The sequence below is a fragment of the Bradyrhizobium sp. SZCCHNS3016 genome (genome assembly GCF_032484535.1).
Classification (GTDB): Bacteria; Pseudomonadota; Alphaproteobacteria; order Rhizobiales; family Xanthobacteraceae; genus Bradyrhizobium.
Genome location: NZ_JAUETE010000005.1, coordinates 128,121 through 145,671, shown reverse-complemented (window position 1 = coordinate 145,671; position 17,551 = coordinate 128,121). Strand labels below are relative to the sequence as shown.

Sequence of the window (17,551 nt, the reverse complement as noted above, 5' to 3'; positions counted from 1 at the left end):
GGCGTCCACGTCCCAGACTTTCTCTTCCAGAGCGGTTCGTTGTCAGGCGCACGATGAACCATTTGGCTTCGACGGCGGTTAAACCGACGATAGCTCGTGATTTCGAACTCCTGCAGCCCGTTCGGCGGTCCGCAGGGGTCCATTTGGCCGCGGTCTCGCCATGCGCGATCGCCAAGAACACAAGGTGGAGACGACATTGCAGTTCGATCAGCCAGTCGCGATGGCGATTGTGCCGCCCAAGGACCGCGCCACGCTGCGCGCCGGCGATAACGAGGGCCGCGCCGCGGCCGATGCCCGCTACTGGATGCAGATTCTCAGCAGCTACCGCACGCCAAACCGCCTGCGCAGCGTGACCGAGCTGGTGATCACCGCCGTGCCGCTGGTGGCCCTGTGGACGGCCGCCTGGTTCGCGTTCTCGCTCGGCCATGCCTGGGCGTCGTTGCTCATCGCGATCCCCGCCGGCGGTTTCCTGGTGCGTCTGTTCATGATCCAGCACGATTGCGGCCATGGCACCTTCTTCGCCGGGCGTCAGGCGAACGACTGGGTCGGCCGTGTCCTCGGCGTGCTGACCCTGACGCCCTACGACTGGTGGCGGCGCACCCATGCGATCCACCACGCCACCAGCGGCAACCTCGATCGGCGCGGAATCGGCGACATCGATACGTTGACCGTGCGGGAATATCAGGCGCGGTCGGCCTGGGCGCGGCTGCGCTACCGGCTGTACCGCCACCCGCTGGTCATGTTCGTGGCAGGGCCTGCGTATTTGTTCTTCCTGCAGCACCGTCTGCCGTTCGGTCTCATGCGGGCCGGCTGGTCGCCCTGGATCAGCACGATGGCCACCAATTTCGGCATTGCCCTGGTGGTTGCCGGGCTGATGTGGCTCATCGGCATCCAGGCGTTCCTGGTCGTGCATCTCCCGATCATGCTGCTCGCCGCCATGGCCGGCGTGTGGCTGTTCTATGTCCAGCATCAGTTCGAGCACACCGTCTGGGAGCGGGACGAGCGCTGGACGATGCAGCAGGCCGCGCTCTACGGCAGCTCACATTACGACCTGCCGGGATGGTTGCACTGGCTGACTGCCAATATCGGCATCCACCACGTCCACCATCTCTCGAGCCGGATTCCCTATTACCGGCTGCCGGTCGTGCTGCGCGATCATCCCGAGCTACGCGAGATCGGCCGCATCACGCTGCCGGAGAGCCTGCGCTGCGTCCGGCTGGTGCTGTGGGACGAGTCGCAGCGCCGGCTGGTGTCGTTCCGCGACGCCGGAGCGGGAGCATTGGAGCTTCGGACAACGACACCGAAGCTCGCTGGGCCACAACCATAGTACGTAGATTAGGCAGAGGCGCGCGAACGACCTGGCCACATACAAGTTCTGAGCCGGCGGATTGAGCCGTCAGATGGAAACCCAGGCGCGACGACCGCGCGCGTCTCAGGCCGCGCCGCTTTGTTTGGCCGGTGCCTGTCGTTGGGCCGCCGACCAGGATGCGTGGAACCAGCCGCCGAGGCCCCAGGGGTGAGTCCGTTCCAACCAGATGAACGGTCCCATCGGCGTTTCAAAGTTGCCGGGCTGGGGCCCGACCACACCCCGACCATGCAGCAACTCGCCCTGCCAGCCTTCGTTCTTGGAGCCTTCCGCGCCGACATGAAGCCGGTAGGCCCAGGGCTCGGTGTCCATGATGACGTTGCCCTGCGCCGTCTTCATCCAGGCGATGGTGTCGGCGTGGATCGCACCAAAGGGATGGAAAGGACGGTCCTCGGGGACGCCGACGAACACGCCGACGCCGGTCTTGACCGTCGCGCCGGCGGCGATCGTCACGGGCTCGCCTTTCTGATCGTACAGCACGCCGTGCCAGTTCTGCGATTTCGTGCCCGGCGCAGTGACGATGATCTGGTAGGCGAGGCGCGGCTCGTCGAGGAGCGGCTTTTGTGACATGATCGTCTCCCATCCATGCGGGCCGGGCGTGACCGCCGGGACACGTGCGGCCCTATGCTGACGCAGTATCGGCACGGCGCTAGATCGGGCGTTGATCTGAATCAACCATCACGAGTGGAATGCAATTTCAGATTGAGTAAAAGGCTGGTGCGGAGTGTCAGCGGACGCGCCGTGCCCACCGCCCGTCGGTCGTAGTAATCGACCTCATAGTAGGACGGCAGGCATGCATCTTCCTTCACTCTGTCGAGCGAAGGCAGATGCCTTGTCCGTCCTGCGGGCTAAAGGCTCAATCCCTCACCACGCGCACGGCGCCCTTCGCGGCGCTTGAGGCGAACGCGGCGTAGGTCTTCAGGGCGGCGTAGCATCGTGCGGCGGGTTACGCTGCGCTAACCCGCCCTACGGACTAACAACGCCATCAAAACCCGTACAGCTTCGCCGGATTATCGACCAGGATCTTCTTGCGGACCGCGGCGTCCGGCGCCCAGACCGGGAGCTGGTTCATCAGGCGGCCGTCGTCGATGGGATAGAAGGGCCTGATATCCGTGACCTTCAGTTCGGGATGCGGCGACAAATCCGGGTGGGGCCAGTCGGTGCCCCAGACGATGCGGTCCGGGTTGGCTTCGATCAGGGCCTTCGCGAACGGGATCACATCGGTGTAGTCGGGACCGCGGGTCGAGGCGCGGTAGGCGCCGGAGATCTTCACATAGGCCTTGCCGCTGCGGACGAGCTCGACCAGATCGGCAAAGCCCGGCTGCCCGAGGCCGAGATCAGCCTGCGCGCCGCCGAAATGATCGAACACGGCCGTCACGGGCGATTGCATCACGAGGTCCTTGATGGCCGCGATCATCGCCGTGTTGGTGTAGAGCTGGACATGCCAGCCGCGCGCCTTCATCCGCTCGACCGCGGCCTGGAAGCGGGCGCGGCCGACATTGGGGTCGTTGATGCCACCGGTCGCGAGATTGAGGCGGATGCCGCGGAAGCCCTCGGCATGCATGGCATCCAATTGCGCCTCGGTGGTCTTGTCGTCGATGACCGCGACGCCGCGCGCGTCATTGCCGCGCGCCTTCATGCCGTACAGCGTCGCAGAGTTGTCGGTGCCGTAGACGCTCGGCGTCACGATCACCACGCGCTGGATATGTAGAGCCCTGTGCAGCGCCGCCATCTCGTCGGGCAGGGCCGGCTCCGGCGTGTAGACCCGGCTCGCCGCAAACGGAAATTTTTCGGGGTCGCCGTGGATGTGGGTGTGGCAGTCGCAGGCCTGTGGCGGCACGTCGAAATCGATCGGGGTCGAAGGTTGCGCCGGCTTGGCGCGCGCGGCTGTCGTGGTCATCGTCACTCCGGCGGCAAGCGAGGCGAGCAGCAGGCTGCGGCGGTTCAGCATGGCGATCCTTCCCAGGGCTTGGCGCGTGCATTGTGGCTGACGCGCTCATTGTCGATGAAGGGAGCCTGAACCCGCTGTCGTCAGTGGGCAACAACGAAGTGCGGCATGGCTGTTCGCAGGACGAGAGCGAGACGAGGAAGTCTATGGTGAGGCCGCGGCCGCCGGCCGCAGCAACCGGTCGGAAAGGACCGGTGCTGCCGACCGAACAGATCGGTCTTACTCCTTGACGATGCGCACGGCGCCCTTGGCGGCGCTCGACGCGAACGCCGCATAGGCTTTCAGCGCGGTCGAGACCTTGCGGGCGCGCGTCTTCGGCTTCCAGGCTTGATCGCCCTTCGCCGCCATCGCTGCGCGGCGGTTGGCGAGCTCCTCATCCGACACTGCGAGATGGATGGTGCGGTTGGGGATGTCGATCTCGATGCGGTCGCCGTCCTGGACGAGGCCGATCAGGCCGCCCTCGGCAGCTTCCGGCGAGACGTGGCCGATCGACAGCCCCGAGGTGCCGCCGGAGAAGCGGCCGTCGGTGATCAGCGCACAGGCTTTGCCGAGGCCCTTCGACTTCAGATAGCTGGTCGGATACAGCATCTCCTGCATGCCCGGGCCGCCGCGCGGGCCCTCATAGATGATGACGACGACGTCGCCTGCCTTGATCTTGTTGGTCAGGATGGCTTCGACCGCGGCGTCCTGGCTCTCCATGACGCGCGCAGGACCCGAGAACTTCAGGATCGAGGCATCGACGCCCGCGGTCTTCACGATGCAGCCGTCGCGCGCGATGTTGCCGGTCAGCACGGCCAAGCCGCCGTCCTTGGAATAGGCGTGCTCGATGTCGCGGATGCAGCCTTTCTCGCGGTCGAGATCGAGCTCCTCGTAGCGGCGGTCCTGACTGAAGGCGACCTGCGTCGGCACGCCGCCGGGCGCGGCTTGATAGAAGTTCTTCACGCTCTCACTCGCGGTCCGGCGGATGTCCCAACGCTCCAGCGCAGCCGCCAGCGAAGTCGAATGCACGCTCGGCAATTCCGTGTGCAGCAGGCCGGCGCGGGCGAGCTCGCCGAGGATGCCCATCACGCCGCCGGCGCGGTGCACGTCCTCCATGTGCACGTCGGCCACAGCGGGCGCGACCTTGCACAGGCAAGGGACCTTGCGCGAGAGGCGATCGATGTCGGTCATCGTGAACGGGATTTCCCCCTCATGCGCGGCGGCGAGCAGATGCAGCACGGTGTTGGTCGAGCCGCCCATCGCGATGTCCAGGCTCATCGCGTTCTCGAACGCCTTGAAGTTGGCGATGTTGCGCGGGAGCACGGATGCGTCGTCCTGCTCGTAATAGCGGCGGGCGAGGTCGACGACGAGATGGCCGGCCTCGACGAACAGGCCCTTGCGGTCGGCATGGGTTGCCAGCACCGAGCCGTTGCCGGGCAGGGACAGGCCGAGCGCCTCGGTCAGGCAGTTCATCGAGTTCGCCGTGAACATGCCGGAGCAGGAGCCGCAGGTCGGGCAGGCCGAGCGCTCCATCACCTCGACATCCGCGTCCGACACCTTGTCGTCGGCGGCGGTCACCATGGCGTCGATCAGATCGACCTTGCGCAGCTTGCCCGCGATGTTGACCTTGCCGGCCTCCATCGGGCCGCCCGAGACGAACACGGCCGGAATGTTGAGCCGCATCGCGGCCATCAGCATGCCAGGGGTGATCTTGTCGCAATTGGAGATGCACACCATGGCGTCGGCGCAATGCGCGTTGACCATGTACTCGACGCTGTCGGCGATCAGCTCGCGCGAGGGCAGGCTGTAGAGCATGCCGTCATGGCCCATCGCGATGCCGTCATCGACCGCGATGGTGTCGAACTCCTTGGCGACGCCGCCGGCCTTCTCGATCTCGCGCGCGACCAGCTGGCCGAGATCCTTCAGATGCACATGGCCGGGCACGAACTGGGTGAAGGAGTTGACGACCGCGATGATCGGCTTGCCGAAATCCTCGTTGGTCATGCCGGTGGCGCGCCACAGGCCGCGGGCGCCGGCCATGTTGCGGCCATGGGTGGAGGTACGGGAGCGATAGGCGGGCATGGTGGTTTCCTTAGGCGTTCCTCGGGATCAGGCAATGTTGGTCCGCGGGCGGAAAGGGTCCCGACAACCGACGGACGGCAATGATGCGGCGAGGCATACAGCGAAGTGCTTGATGATTCGACCCTAAATTTCGCTGTTCCGGGATGCCCTCCGGGCAGGGCCGGGGCCTCGTGCCGCTCCCGCAGGTTCCGGCCGGCCCCGGTCACGCGTTTGTGGCTACGTCGGGAACAGGAAGGTCGCTTAGATTAGAACGGTCGAGTTTTGTTCGTCCCGGTCTTGTCCCCGAACGTCCCTGCCGCAGCCTCCGCCGCCCGCGCGTCCCATGCCGTCCGTCATCCGCTTCCGCCACCTGCCGACCCTTTCCGCGCTGCTTCTGGCTGCCCCCGGCGCCGCCTCGGCCCATGCCATCATCGTCTCGTCGCAGCCCGCGGCGGGCGGCACCATCGAGACGCAGGCGACAATGATCCGGCTGCGCTTCAACAGCCGCATCGATCACGCCCGCTCGCGGCTGAAGCTGCGCGCGCCCGACGGAGCCGAGCAGGCACTTACTCCGGCAGTCGATGCGCCGGCCGACGAGATCGACGCCGAGGCCAAGGCGCTCAGCCCCGGCGCCTGGCACCTGCAATGGCAGGTGCTCAGCGTCGATGGCCACATCACCCGCGGCGACATTCCTTTCAACGTGCGCTAGCCGTGTCGCTGTTGCTCGACATCTTCGGCTATCTCTCGGTGGTGCTGCGCGGCCTGACCTTGCTGGCACAGTCCTTCACCATCGGCGGCTTGGCATTTCTGCTGTTGCTGCTGCGCCCGCTGCAGGACAGGCTGTCCGCTGACGCGATCGTGGTCGGCAAGCGCGGCCAGCGTTTCCTGCGCCGAAGCGCATTCGGCTGGTTCGCGGTGGTGCTGGCCTCGCTCGCGGTCAACATGGCGGCGCTGATCGGGACGCTCGACCTGTCGCTCGGCGCGGCGGCGAGCGCGGATTTCGCCCGCTCCGGCATGGCCGTTGCCGCCTGCGCGCTCGGCATCGCGGCGCTCGCCCGGACCGGCAGTTGGGCCGCCTGGCGCGTCGTGGCGCTGACTGTGCTGACCATCTCAGCGCTGCTGCTGCAGCTCAACCTGACGCACGCGGCGAGCCGGCTTGAGGTGCGCTGGCCGCTGCTTGCCGCCGACTTCCTGCACATGCTCGGCGCCGGCGTCTGGATCGGCGGCCTGCCGTATTTCCTGATGGCGCTGAACGGCTGCAAGGCGGATGACGATCAGCGCCTGATCGGCCGGCGCTACTCGCTGATGTCGATGGTCTCGGTGGCGGCGATCGTGCTCGGCGGCATCGTGATGGCGATCGCCTATCTCGGCTCGTTCGCGGCGATCTACGGCACCGCTTACGGCGTCATGACCTCGGCCAAGGTCGCGATGCTGCTGATGCTGCTCGCGCTCGGGGCAGCCAACTTCTTCGCCGTCGAGCGGCTGCGCCGTCGTGATCCCATCGCACCGCTCTCGCGCATGAGGCGCTTCGTCGAGGTCGAGCTCGGCATCGGGCTGACGGTGCTGCTCACCGCGGGCTCGCTGACCTCGCTGCCGCCGGGCATCGATCTCAGCCAGGACCGGCTGAGCTGGCAGGAGATCGTCGCGCGCGCCGCGCCGCAATGGCCGCGGCTGACGAGCCCCTCGGTCGACCAGCTCACCATCTCGCAGCTCCAGGCCAGGATCGATGCCGCCGACGCGCAGCGCGTGACCGCGCCGCAGGCCTATGTCCCCGGCGAGGGCGTGATCCTGCCGCGCAGCGCCGCCGACATCGCCTGGTCGGAATACAACCACCATTGGGCGGGCATCTTCGTCGTGCTGATCGGCGTGCTCGCGCTGATCGAGCGCTTCTCCTGGGGCCGCTGGGCCCGGCACTGGCCGCTGTTGTTCCTGGGGATGGCGGCGTTCCTGTTCCTGCGCGCCGACGAGATGGCCTGGCCGCTCGGCCCGATCGGCTTCTGGGCCTCGTTGCGGGATCCCGAAGTGGCGCAGCACCGGCTGTTCGTGGTGCTGATCGTCCTGTTCGGCCTGTTCGAATGGAGGGTGCGGCTGCGTGGGCAGAAGGCGGGGCGGGCGGCGCTGGTGTTTCCGCTGACGGTCGCCGCCGGCGGCGCGCTGCTGCTGACGCATTCGCACGCCATCGCCAACATCAAGGATCAGCTCCTGATCGAGATGAGCCACACGCCGCTGGCGCTGTGCGGCATCACCGCCGGCTGGGCGCGCTGGCTCGAGCTGCGGCTGGACGGCCGCATCAGCCGTGCCGCCGCCTGGGTCTGGCCGGTGGCCTTCGTGCTGGTCGGGCTGATCCTGCTGGATTATCGCGAGGCGTAACGAGCCTCACTCCTTCCGCAGGAACACGTAATCCGCGGAATAGGCGACGCTGCGGAATTGCCCGGCGGTGTCGCAGGTGCCTTCCAGCTTGCCGCCGGCGGTGTTGATCCGCTGCACGGTGGTGACGTCCGACAGCACGCCCTTGCTGCCGCGGTGGGAGACGACGGCGAGCTTCAGCCAGGGGATGTCGTTGTCGGTGGCGCCGATGGCGGTGCCCTGCACGCGGCCGCCGACAATCGAGCCGTCCTGGTGCTCCCAGCTCGGGCCGGCGTAGTGCCGGCCGACGGTCTTGCCGTCCGCCAACAGGGTGGCAATCGGCTCACGGAAGGTCCAGGCGAGCTTGCCGTCCTTGTCGGTCTTGCAGTCGTAGACCTGCGCGCCCTCGGCATGCAGCGTCAGCACGGCCTTTTCGCCGGCCGCGACCAGCGCATCGGGAATCGTGGTCTCTGCGGCGTGGGAGGAGCCGATCTGGGCCCCGAGCAACAGCAGGGCGAGCGATGAGGTCAAGCGCATGATCAGGTTCCTCGACGGCAGGGGAAAACGGAAACGGGCCACGCTGGTGGCGCGGCCCGTTGATAGGTGACGAAACCAGAAGGCGAAAGTGGGGAAACTTACGCCGCCATCGCCTTGGTCAGGTTCTCGGCGATCTTGTCGAGGAAGCCGGTGGTCGACAGCCAGCGCTGGTCGGCGCCGACCAGGAGCGCGAGGTCCTTGGTCATGTAGCCGGACTCGACGGTGTCGACGCAGACCTTCTCCAGGGTGGCGGCGAACTTCGCGAGTTCGGCATTGTTGTCGAGCTTGGCGCGGTGCGACAGGCCGCGGGTCCAGGCGAAGATCGACGCGATCGAGTTGGTCGAGGTCTCCTTGCCCTTCTGGTGCTCGCGGAAATGGCGGGTCACCGTGCCGTGGGCGGCCTCGGCCTCGACGGTCTGGCCATCCGGGGTCATCAGCACCGAGGTCATCAGGCCGAGCGAGCCGTAGCCCTGGGCCACGGTGTCGGACTGCACGTCGCCGTCATAGTTCTTGCAGGCCCAGACATAGCCGCCCGACCACTTCAGCGCCGCGGCGACCATGTCGTCGATCAGGCGGTGCTCATAGGTGATCTTCTTGGCCTCGAACTTGTCCTTGAACTCCTTGTCGTACACCTCCTGGAAGATGTCCTTGAAGCGGCCGTCATAGACCTTCAGGATGGTGTTCTTGGTCGACAGGTAGACCGAATAGTTCTTGGCGAGGCCCATGTTGAGCGAGGCGCGAGCGAAGTCGTAGATCGACTCGTCGAGGTTGTACATCTCCATCGCGACGCCGGCGCCGGGCGCCCTGAACACTTCCTTCTCGATCACGGTGCCGTCGTCGCCGACGAACTTCATCGTCAGCACGCCCTTGCCGGGGAACTTGAAGTCGGTGGCGCGGTACTGGTCGCCATAGGCGTGGCGGCCGATGATGATCGGCTTGGTCCAGCCGGGAACGAGGCGCGGCACGTTCTTGCAGATGATCGGCTCGCGGAACACGACGCCGCCGAGGATGTTGCGGATGGTGCCGTTCGGCGACTTCCACATCTCCTTGAGGCCGAACTCCTTCACGCGCGCCTCGTCCGGGGTGATGGTGGCGCATTTGACGCCGACGCCGACCTTCTTGATGGCGTTGGCGGCATCGATCGTGATCTGGTCGTTGGTCTTGTCGCGGCTCTCCATCCCCAGGTCGAAATACATCAGGTCGATATCAAGGAAGGGGTTGATCAGCTTGTCCTTGATGTACTGCCAGATGATCCGGGTCATCTCGTCGCCGTCGAGCTCGACGACCGGGTTGGTCACCTTGATTTTTGCCATGATCGATGGGGCCTCTTGGGAACAGCGCGCCAGGAGTGGAAAGCGCTTGTGAAATCAAGCGCGTCATAGCACTGCTGCACCGCGGGCGGAAGCGCACCCGGTATGCGCCCGGTGCTGATTTTCGCAGCCCGCTCATGCGGTGGGCAACGGCGGCTGCCGGCCGGCCTGCAGGTTCGAGCAAACCCTAAAATTCTTGGCTAAGCTGATTATTTTGCTTGAGAATTCTCTCCGGTCAGGTCAACGGAGCGGGCAGGGCGCGCCGCGGGCGCTTCAACCGGATTCAGAGGGCGAGGATTGAGCGTGTCGGGCACCGACAAGACCAAGGTGGGATTGGAGATTGCAGGCCCGGTGGTGATCCTGGTCGAGCCGCAGCTCGGTGAGAACATCGGCATGGCGGCGCGCGCCATGGGCAATTTCGCGCTGTCCGAGCTGCGCCTGGTCAATCCGCGCGACGGCTGGCCGAACATCGCCGCCCAGCGGGCGGCCGCCGGGGCCGACCACATCATCGATCATGTCCGGCTGTTCGACACCCTGCCGGAGGCGATCGCCGACCTCGACCTCGTGTTTGCGACCACCGCCCGCGCCCACGACCAAGCCAAGCCGGTGATGGGGCCGGAAGCGGCCGCCCGCGAGATGCAGGGCCAGATCGCCGCTGGCGGCCGGGCTGGCATCCTGTTCGGCCGCGAGCGCGCGGGCCTGACCAACGAGGAGGTCGCCCGCGCCAACCGCATCGTCACCTATCCGGTCAACCCGGGCTTCGCCTCGCTCAACCTCGCCCAGGCGGTGCTGCTGATGGGCTATGAATGGTTCAAGCTGGTGACAGCGGGCTCGCTGCCCTTCGCCATGCCCGAACGCTCAGAGCGCGCCACCCAAGACCAGATGGAAGCGTTCTTCGAGAATCTGGTGCGCGAGCTCGACCGGGTCGAATTCCTGCGGCCCGCCGAGAAGCGCGAGACCATGCTGGTCAACCTGCGCAACATCTTCTTCCGCATGGAGCCGTCGCGGCAGGACATCCACACCCTGCACGGCGTGGTCATGGCGATCGCCGAGGGGCGCAAGGGGCCGGCCAAGGGCGGCGTGCTCGACAGCGAGCAGGCGACGCGTCTGCGCGCCCTGATCGCCGAGCAGGGCACGGTGGCGAACCTGCCGGATTCGCGCGGCTCGCTGCGCGGGCTGGCGCGGCTGCTCCGCCGCAACCCGACCGACGCCGAGCGCGCGCTGTGGCACGCGCTGTCGCGCGACCGCCGCTTCGCCGGCCAGTTCAAGCGCCAGACCCCGGTCGGCCGCCACATCCCCGACTTCGTCTCCTTCATCCACCGCCTGGCGATCGAGCTGGTGGGTCCCGACGAGAGCGAGGGCGTCGTCGCCGACCGCAGCGCACGGCGGGCGTGGCTGGAAAGCCGCGACTACCGCGTCACCGAAGTGAAGGCGGCGGATGTCGAAGGGAATCTCGAGGCCGAGCTGGTGCGGCTGCAGGCGCTCATCGCCGAGGCGAAGTAGCTGACGGTCGCATTGCCGGCTGCATGGCGCCGACTGCCAGCTACCCGCGTGAGCGCAATCGCCGATTGAGCCGTCGCGTGGCTCACACCGCCGTAGCAGTTGATCCAAACATCCAGGGCAGGCCGAGTCTGCGATCCCGTTTACACCGGCTGAAGGATGATTTGCGATCGCAATTCCAGATTGTGGTTTGCCCGATCGGTTTTGGTTAGATCGCAGCACAAAGAGCAAGACCAAGGGGGCATTCATGACTACGCGACGATGGCGCTCGTTTCTGTGTTGTGCGTTGATCATCGGTTCGATCTTCGGCTTGTCGGCAAGCGCCCACGCAGCCGGCGCGAAGCGGTGCACGACCGCGGTCGATCTCGGCGCCGATGAGCGCATTGCCGGTTGCACCATGGTGATCGAGCACGGCAAGCCGGCGACGCCGCAGGTGATCGAGGCCCGTTTCGCGCGCGCCGGAGCCTATTTCCGCAAGGGAGACGTCGAGCATGCGATCGACGACTACAAGATCGTCATCGAGCAGTCCTCGGCCGGTCTTCTTGCCGCATTCGATCGCGCCGCTCCTGATCTGCGCGAGAGCGAGCCGCAGCCGGGGTCGGGTTTCGGGCGGGCGTTCGGGCGCAACGGCTACCGGGCGCAAGCCTATCGCGCGCTGGGGATCGCAAGCTTCCAGGCGGGTCTTCTGGAGCAGTCGCACGACGATTTCAGATGGCTCAGCGAGATCGATCCCCACAATGCCGATGCGGCCCTGTGGCTGGATCTGGCCCGCCGCCGCGCCGGCCTGCCGAGCGAGCTCGCCGACCACGCGAAGCGGCTCGACATGGGCAAATGGCCGGCCCCGATCGTCCGTCTCTTCCTCGGGCAGGAGACGACAGAGGCTGTGCTTGCGGCGGCCGACCGTGGTGCTCCCGCCACGCGCAGGGCACGGCGTTGCGAGGCGAGCTTCTTCGCCGGCGAGCTGATGCTCGACCAGAGTCGTGAGCGTGATGCCATGCAATTGATCGACCGCGCTCTCGCCGAGTGCCCGTGGACATCGCGCGAACGCTCGGTCGCCGAGGCTGAGGCGCGCGCGCTCCGCGTCATGCCGTAGGCGTCCTGCGTCGCTCGCGCGGGAAGAACGGATCGGCGCGGCGATCGCGCCGCGACCGGATCCCCGGCCGCATGCTTAACGCCCACGCGCGCATTTGAGTGAAAATGCCCGGTCAAATCCGCACGGCGCGGGTTACGGAACGCTCGGGTTCGAACGCTATGATCCGCGCATTGCCCTTTCATCGTTGCAACTGTGCGGCCTTTCATCATGAACGAAACCAGATCGGTGTTGCGGGACCTCGAGGATGCGATTGCGCGGGGGACCGCCGACAGCCGCGAGCGCGCGCTGTGGCATGCGACCGACCTGCTGATCGCGGGGCGCTACTGCGAGGAGGAGATCGCCACCTTCGGCGAGGTGATCGGCCGGCTCGCCGACGAGATCGAGATCGAAGCGCGCGCCAAGCTTGCGGATCGCCTCGCCAGGATCGAATATTCGCCGGCCAGCGTCATCCGCAAGCTGGCCTTCGACGACGAGATCTGGGTCGCCGGTCCAGTGCTGCGCGAGTCCGAGCGGCTCGATGACGCCACGCTGGTCGAGAACGCCAGCACCAAGAGCCAGGACCATCTGCTCGCGATCGCCGAACGCCGAACGCTGAGCCCGGCGGTGACCGACGTGCTGGCCACGCGCGGCAACCGTGACGTCGCCACGGCGGTGGCGCGCAATCAGGGCGCCCAGTTCTCCGGTGCCGGTTTCCTGCACATGGTCCAGCGAGCAGAGAACGACTCGATCCTCGCCGAGCATCTCGGCCGGCGGCTCGACATCCCGCGCCACCTGTTCCAGCAACTGATCGCCAAGGCCTCGGACGATGTCGGCAAGCGGCTGGCCGGGGAGCGGCCGGAGCTGCTTGGCGAGATCAGTAGCTCGGTCGCCAACATCGCCGGCGACCTGCAGTCGAAGTTCGGCCCCGGCTCGCGCAACTACTTCGTCGCCAAGCGCACCGTGACGATCCAGCACCGCCTCGGCAATCTGCACGAGAGCACCATTGCCAGCTATGCGACGGCACACAAGGTCGAGGAGGTGACGATCGGCCTCGCGCTGCTGTCGGGACTGCCGGTCGACGTCGTCGAGCGCGCCTTGTTCGACCGTAACCGTGAGATGCTGCTGATGCTCGCCAAGGCGCTTGGCTTTACCTGGGATACGATGATGGCGCTCGCCTTTCTCGGCGCCCGCGAACATCGCATCACGGCCGGCGAGCTGCAGGAGCTGGAGCGCAACTATGCCAAGCTCCAGTCGCAGACGTCGCGCAGCGTGCTCGAATTCTATCAGTCCCGCAAGAATCCAGGCAAAGGCGGCAAGGCGTCCGCGCCGCGCGCCGCGGCGTATTGAACCTGCAGCGACGGACGGAGGTGATCGCGGATGAGCGGCATGGGATTTCCTCTTCGCGGAGAGCAACGGCTCGGCCATCGCGAGGCGCCTGCGGACGGCGCGGCAGTCGATGCGGCCTGGCATGTGCTCGAAGCGGCCAACGAGCTCGGCGACGAGGCTGCGGTCGCCGCCTGCCGCCGCGTGATCGATTCGAGCCTGAACGGCGCAGTCGCGGATCAGGCCGACGTGAAGCTTGTGACAGACTACTTCCGTTAGTTCGATTGATGGCTTTGCACGGGCGCTCCGCGGCGTCACGAGTTGACGGCTCCGTCCTCCCCGTCCATTCCGCCGTCATTCCGGAGCAATCGTCAACGCGCTTGCGCGTTCGCGATTGAACCCGGAATCTCGAGATTGTGAGGAATGGACGCAAGACAAGGTCGAGATTCCGGGTTCAAGGCCTGCGGCCTTGCCCCGGAATGACGGTGGGTGGGACTCAGGGCGAGCAGGCCGCTTCACACAGCGGCGAGCTGCGTGTCCGCCTTGCCGACGCGCTTTCCCGTCTTGTGCTTCGCCGGCTCGATCAGCGCCTTCGCGGCCAGCCCGGCCGTGTCCGCGACTTCAGGATTGCGTGACACCATCGCCGCCACGATCGCGCCGTCGATCAGCAGTGCGAGCTGATGCGAGAAGCTCTCCGGCTCGGCAGCGCCCATCTCACGGGCGAGCTTCTCGATATGCGCCAGCACCACTTTCTTGTGGCGCATCGCAATGGTGCGAAACTGCTTCTGGTCCTTGTCGTGCTCGCCGACCGCATTGATGAAGGGACAGCCGTAGAAGCGCTCCTCGCCGAACCAGCTCTTCAGCGCCGGAAAGATGCGTGCCAGCTTGGTCTCGGCGTCACCGCCGCCGCTCTCCATTTCCGCGATGAACCATTCGCGCCACTGCTTGCCTTCGCTTTCGAGCACGGCGGTAACGAGCGCGGTCTTCGATCCGAACAGCTTGTAGAGCGTGGTCTTCGCGGTGCCCGCCTCGCTGATGATCGCATCGATGCCGGTGGCATTGATGCCGTTCTTGCAGAACAGCCGCGTGGCGGCGCCGAGCAGACGGCCACGCGCGGATTCGTCATCGCTGGCCGCGATCGTCCTTGCGATCGCCTGCTTCTTGCCGGTTTGTTTGCCCGCAGCTGACTTGCCCATGTGTACGAGCTTAATCGCTGTGCGCGTGAGTCAGCAAGGCTGCTGATGCGGTCGAGGCAGCGTTGCGCTCAATTTGATCGCTGGAGGCGGCATTCTGCATCGCGCTTGGGCAGCGGCTGGGTCGTGGCGGGGCGCCGCTCGCCGCCCTGATCGCGTAAGCCGCGAGGATCATTCCGGCTTTTGATTTTCGGCCTCTCTGGCACGCTTCGTGCAGGATACAGACCGTTCGGTATCCTCATCCCAGGGAGAGAAATGAGATGACCGCTGTGGTTCAGAAGACGGTGCTGACGGGCTGCCTCGCACCCATCGACAAGAACGGGCTTGAACAGCTCATCGTCAACGGCAAGGCCAACCCCAAGGTCATCAAGACCCTGAAGTGCAAGACCGTGGCGGAAGGCAGGTTCCGCCACGCCAACTACATCCGCAACCTCGCGCCCTACATCGTCGACGAGCCGCCGGGCCTGCTCGGTGACGACACCGCGCCCAATCCGTCGGAGGCCTCGCTGGCCGCGCTCGGCTCCTGCCTCGCCGTCGGTCTGCACGCCAATGCCGTGCATCGGGGCTGGATCGTCAACAAGCTGGAGCTGGAGCTCGAGGGCGATCTCAACATCACCGCGGTCTGGGGCACCGGCGACATCAGCGAGAAGCCGGTCGGCTTCACCGACGTTCGCGTCAAGGTCGACATGGAGTGCGAAGGCATTTCCAAGGAGGAGGTCCAGGCCCTGGTCGACCACGTGAAGAAGTGGTCGCCCGTCGCCAACACCTTCACGCGTCCCGTCAATCTCGAGGTCGGCGTCTGAGCCTGGCTCGAGGCCATGTGGAGCGGAGGACGTCATGGGTTCACTCGGACAGCATCTGGCGATCGACAGTGCGGGCGTGATGCCCGTGCCGTCGACTGTGGAGCAGGTCGCGGCGATCGCGCGCAACGAGCTTGCGCCGCTGGCCAGCGGAATCGACGCCGGAACGGTGTATCCGGCTGACGTTCTCCGCCGCTTCGGCGAGGTCGGTGCGTGGAGCAGCCACGTGCCTGAGAGCGGCAAGGCCGGTCTCAACTGCACCATCGACTCGATCTCGGCGATCGGCGAGGTCTGCGGCGCTTCAGCCTTCATGGCGTGGTGCCAGAACACGCTGGTCTGGTACATCGCCAATTCGGACAACAAGGCGCTCAAGAAGCGTCTGCTCGACGATGCCGCGAGCGGCAGGCTGCTCGGCGGCACCGGCCTTTCCAACCCGATGAAGAGCTTCTTCGGCATCGAGAAGCTCAAGCTGAAGGGCCGGAAAGTGGAGGGCGGCTACGTCGTGCGCGGCGTGCTGCCCTGGGTCTCCAATCTCGGGCCGGACCACATGTTCGGCACGATCTTCGAGCGCGAGGATGCGCCCGGCGAGATCGTGATGTTCATCGTCGACTGTTCGGACCCGGCGGTGACGCTGCAGCCGTGCCAGCAGTTCCTCGCGATGGACGGCACCGGGACCTACGGCATCCAGCTTCGCGACCTGTTCGTGCCGGATGAATTGATCCTCGCCGATCCCGCAGGACCCTTCGTCAAGAAGATCCGTGCCGGCTTCATCCTGCTGCAGGCCGGCATGGCGCTCGGCCTGATCAAGGACTGCATCAAGATCATGCAGGAGGTCGAGGCGCCGCTCGGCCATGTCAACCGCTATCTGCCGCAACAGCCGGTCGACTTCAGCGCGCTCGCCGCCGAGCTCGCGAGGGAGACTGCTGAGCTCGCCAGCGATCCGTTCAACACCGACGAAACCTACTGGCGCAAGGTCGTCGCGCTGCGCCTGCGTGCCGGCGAGGCCAGCGTCGCTGCGGCTCATGCCGCGATGCTCCATTGCGGAGCGCGCGGCTACATCAAGGGCAATCGCGCCGAACGTCGCCTGCGCGAGGCCTATTTCGTCGCGATCGTGACTCCCGCGACCAAGCAGCTCCGCAAGATGCTCGCCGACGGCTGACGCCGGCGAGAACGGCAAAACCAACAGATCCAACCAGGAGAGGCCTGCCATGACGGACGTTTTGATACCTGCCGGCGAACTCGCTGAATTCATCAAGACCGAGCCGTGTGTCGTGATCGACACCCGCAATCCCGATGCCTACGCTGCGGGACATCTTCCCGGCGCCGTCAACGTCCACGAGATCTTCACCTACCTCGCAACGTCGACGCCGGAAGGCATCGAGGAGCTGAAGACGAAATTCGCCGACGCGTTCGGCGCAGCCGGCCTGTCGGGTACGGAAACCGCCGTGGTCTACGAGCAGTCGATGAACTCCGGCTTCGGCCAGTCGTGCCGCGGCTACTTCCTGCTGACGATGCTCGGCTATCCCAAGGTGAAGGTGCTGCATGGCGGCTACGATGCCTGGGTCGCGGCTGGCATGCTGGTGACGACCGACGTGCCGTCGCCGGCCAAGGCCTCGTTCGCGATCGTGCCGGAGGCGGGCAGCATCCTGATCGACGCCAAGGCCATGCTGGCGGCGGTCGGCAATCCCGCCATCGCCATTCTCGATGTCCGCGATGTCGACGAGTGGATCGGCGATTCCTCCTCGCCCTACGGCAAGGATTTCTGCCCGCGCAAGGGGCGCATCCCCGGCGCCGTCTGGCTCGAATGGTACCGCATGATGAAGCCGACCGCCGAAGGTCCGCGCTTCAAGTCGAAGGACGAGATCCTCGCCGAATGCGCCACCGTCGGCATCACCACCGAGACGCCGGTCTATCTCTATTGCTTCAAGGGTGCGCGTGCGTCGAACACCTTCCTGGCGCTGAAGAACGCCGGCGTGAAGGATGTGCGGATGTACTTCGGCTCGTGGAACGAGTGGTCGCGCGACCCGTCGCTGCCGATCGAGGAAGGTCTGCCGATGCCGGCGATGACCAGCAAGGCGGCATAGAAGCTGCATGTTATGCACGTCCGGCCGCTGAA

Annotated in this window: 16 protein-coding genes; 10 read left to right on the top strand and 6 right to left on the bottom strand. The window is 66.1% G+C overall.

Annotation, left to right across the window (positions count from 1 at the left end; genetic code table 11):
• The first annotated feature begins 304 nt into the window (after positions 1 to 304).
• Positions 305 to 1,327, top strand: a complete 1,023-nt coding sequence (locus tag QW881_RS12520; protein WP_316158417.1) for a fatty acid desaturase — start codon at positions 305 to 307, stop codon at positions 1,325 to 1,327.
• Positions 1,328 to 1,432: 105 nt separating this feature from the next.
• On the opposite strand, the gene QW881_RS12515 is transcribed toward QW881_RS12520, so the two are convergent.
• The 3 genes from QW881_RS12515 to ilvD form a co-directional block, all read right to left on the bottom strand.
• Complete coding sequence (locus tag QW881_RS12515) at positions 1,433 to 1,936, bottom strand: hypothetical protein (RefSeq protein WP_316158394.1); 504 nt, start codon at positions 1,934 to 1,936, stop codon at positions 1,433 to 1,435.
• A 415-nt stretch (positions 1,937 to 2,351) separates the two neighbouring features.
• Positions 2,352 to 3,317, bottom strand: a complete 966-nt coding sequence (locus tag QW881_RS12510; RefSeq protein ID WP_316158395.1) for an amidohydrolase family protein — start codon at positions 3,315 to 3,317, stop codon at positions 2,352 to 2,354.
• Positions 3,318 to 3,533: 216 nt separating this feature from the next.
• Positions 3,534 to 5,375: a dihydroxy-acid dehydratase gene (gene ilvD / locus QW881_RS12505; RefSeq protein WP_315737333.1), complete on the bottom strand. Its 1,842-nt coding sequence runs from the start codon at positions 5,373 to 5,375 to the stop codon at positions 3,534 to 3,536.
• Positions 5,376 to 5,697: 322 nt separating this feature from the next.
• Between ilvD and QW881_RS12500 the strand changes: the two genes are divergently transcribed.
• Both QW881_RS12500 and QW881_RS12495 read left to right on the top strand, forming a co-directional pair.
• Positions 5,698 to 6,063 (top strand): copper resistance protein CopC, encoded by a 366-nt coding sequence (locus QW881_RS12500; RefSeq protein WP_316158396.1) that lies wholly within the window; start codon positions 5,698 to 5,700, stop codon positions 6,061 to 6,063.
• Positions 6,064 to 6,065: 2 nt separating this feature from the next.
• Entirely contained in the window at positions 6,066 to 7,724 is a 1,659-nt protein-coding gene (locus QW881_RS12495) for a copper resistance D family protein (RefSeq protein ID WP_316158397.1), read from the top strand.
• A 6-nt stretch (positions 7,725 to 7,730) separates the two neighbouring features.
• Here the strand turns inward: QW881_RS12495 and QW881_RS12490 are convergent, their stop codons facing one another.
• Together QW881_RS12490 and QW881_RS12485 are read right to left on the bottom strand one after the other, a co-directional pair.
• Positions 7,731 to 8,237: a DUF3455 domain-containing protein gene (locus tag QW881_RS12490; protein ID WP_315759048.1), complete on the bottom strand. Its 507-nt coding sequence runs from the start codon at positions 8,235 to 8,237 to the stop codon at positions 7,731 to 7,733.
• Between the two features lie 98 nt (positions 8,238 to 8,335).
• Positions 8,336 to 9,550, bottom strand: a complete 1,215-nt coding sequence (locus QW881_RS12485) for an NADP-dependent isocitrate dehydrogenase (RefSeq protein ID WP_315759047.1) — start codon at positions 9,548 to 9,550, stop codon at positions 8,336 to 8,338.
• 300 nt (positions 9,551 to 9,850) lie between these two features.
• Here QW881_RS12485 and QW881_RS12480 point away from each other — a divergent pair, with 300 nt between their 5' ends.
• From QW881_RS12480 to QW881_RS12465, 4 genes are all read left to right on the top strand, one after another.
• Complete coding sequence (locus tag QW881_RS12480; protein WP_315759045.1) at positions 9,851 to 11,050, top strand: TrmJ/YjtD family RNA methyltransferase; 1,200 nt, start codon at positions 9,851 to 9,853, stop codon at positions 11,048 to 11,050.
• Positions 11,051 to 11,294: 244 nt separating this feature from the next.
• Complete coding sequence (locus QW881_RS12475) at positions 11,295 to 12,140, top strand: hypothetical protein (protein ID WP_316158398.1); 846 nt, start codon at positions 11,295 to 11,297, stop codon at positions 12,138 to 12,140.
• A 207-nt stretch (positions 12,141 to 12,347) separates the two neighbouring features.
• On the top strand, positions 12,348 to 13,466 hold the full coding sequence (locus QW881_RS12470; RefSeq protein WP_316158399.1) for a DUF2336 domain-containing protein: 1,119 nt from the start codon (positions 12,348 to 12,350) through the stop codon (positions 13,464 to 13,466).
• 39 nt (positions 13,467 to 13,505) lie between these two features.
• Positions 13,506 to 13,721: a hypothetical protein gene (locus tag QW881_RS12465; protein WP_315737341.1), complete on the top strand. Its 216-nt coding sequence runs from the start codon at positions 13,506 to 13,508 to the stop codon at positions 13,719 to 13,721.
• A gap of 236 nt (positions 13,722 to 13,957) precedes the next feature.
• Here the strand turns inward: QW881_RS12465 and QW881_RS12460 are convergent, their stop codons facing one another.
• The gene (locus QW881_RS12460) at positions 13,958 to 14,638 is read right to left on the bottom strand and encodes a TetR/AcrR family transcriptional regulator (protein WP_315759043.1); all 681 of its coding nucleotides are present in this window, start codon (positions 14,636 to 14,638) and stop codon (positions 13,958 to 13,960) included.
• A 257-nt stretch (positions 14,639 to 14,895) separates the two neighbouring features.
• Here QW881_RS12460 and QW881_RS12455 point away from each other — a divergent pair, with 257 nt between their 5' ends.
• The 3 genes from QW881_RS12455 to QW881_RS12445 are packed head-to-tail and all read left to right on the top strand — an operon-like array spanning position 14,896 to position 17,519.
• On the top strand, positions 14,896 to 15,438 hold the full coding sequence (locus tag QW881_RS12455; protein ID WP_316158400.1) for an OsmC family protein: 543 nt from the start codon (positions 14,896 to 14,898) through the stop codon (positions 15,436 to 15,438).
• A 34-nt stretch (positions 15,439 to 15,472) separates the two neighbouring features.
• On the top strand, positions 15,473 to 16,594 hold the full coding sequence (locus QW881_RS12450) for an acyl-CoA dehydrogenase family protein (protein ID WP_315759040.1): 1,122 nt from the start codon (positions 15,473 to 15,475) through the stop codon (positions 16,592 to 16,594).
• 49 nt (positions 16,595 to 16,643) lie between these two features.
• On the top strand, positions 16,644 to 17,519 hold the full coding sequence (locus QW881_RS12445) for a sulfurtransferase (RefSeq protein WP_316158401.1): 876 nt from the start codon (positions 16,644 to 16,646) through the stop codon (positions 17,517 to 17,519).
• Positions 17,520 to 17,551 lie beyond the last annotated feature (32 nt).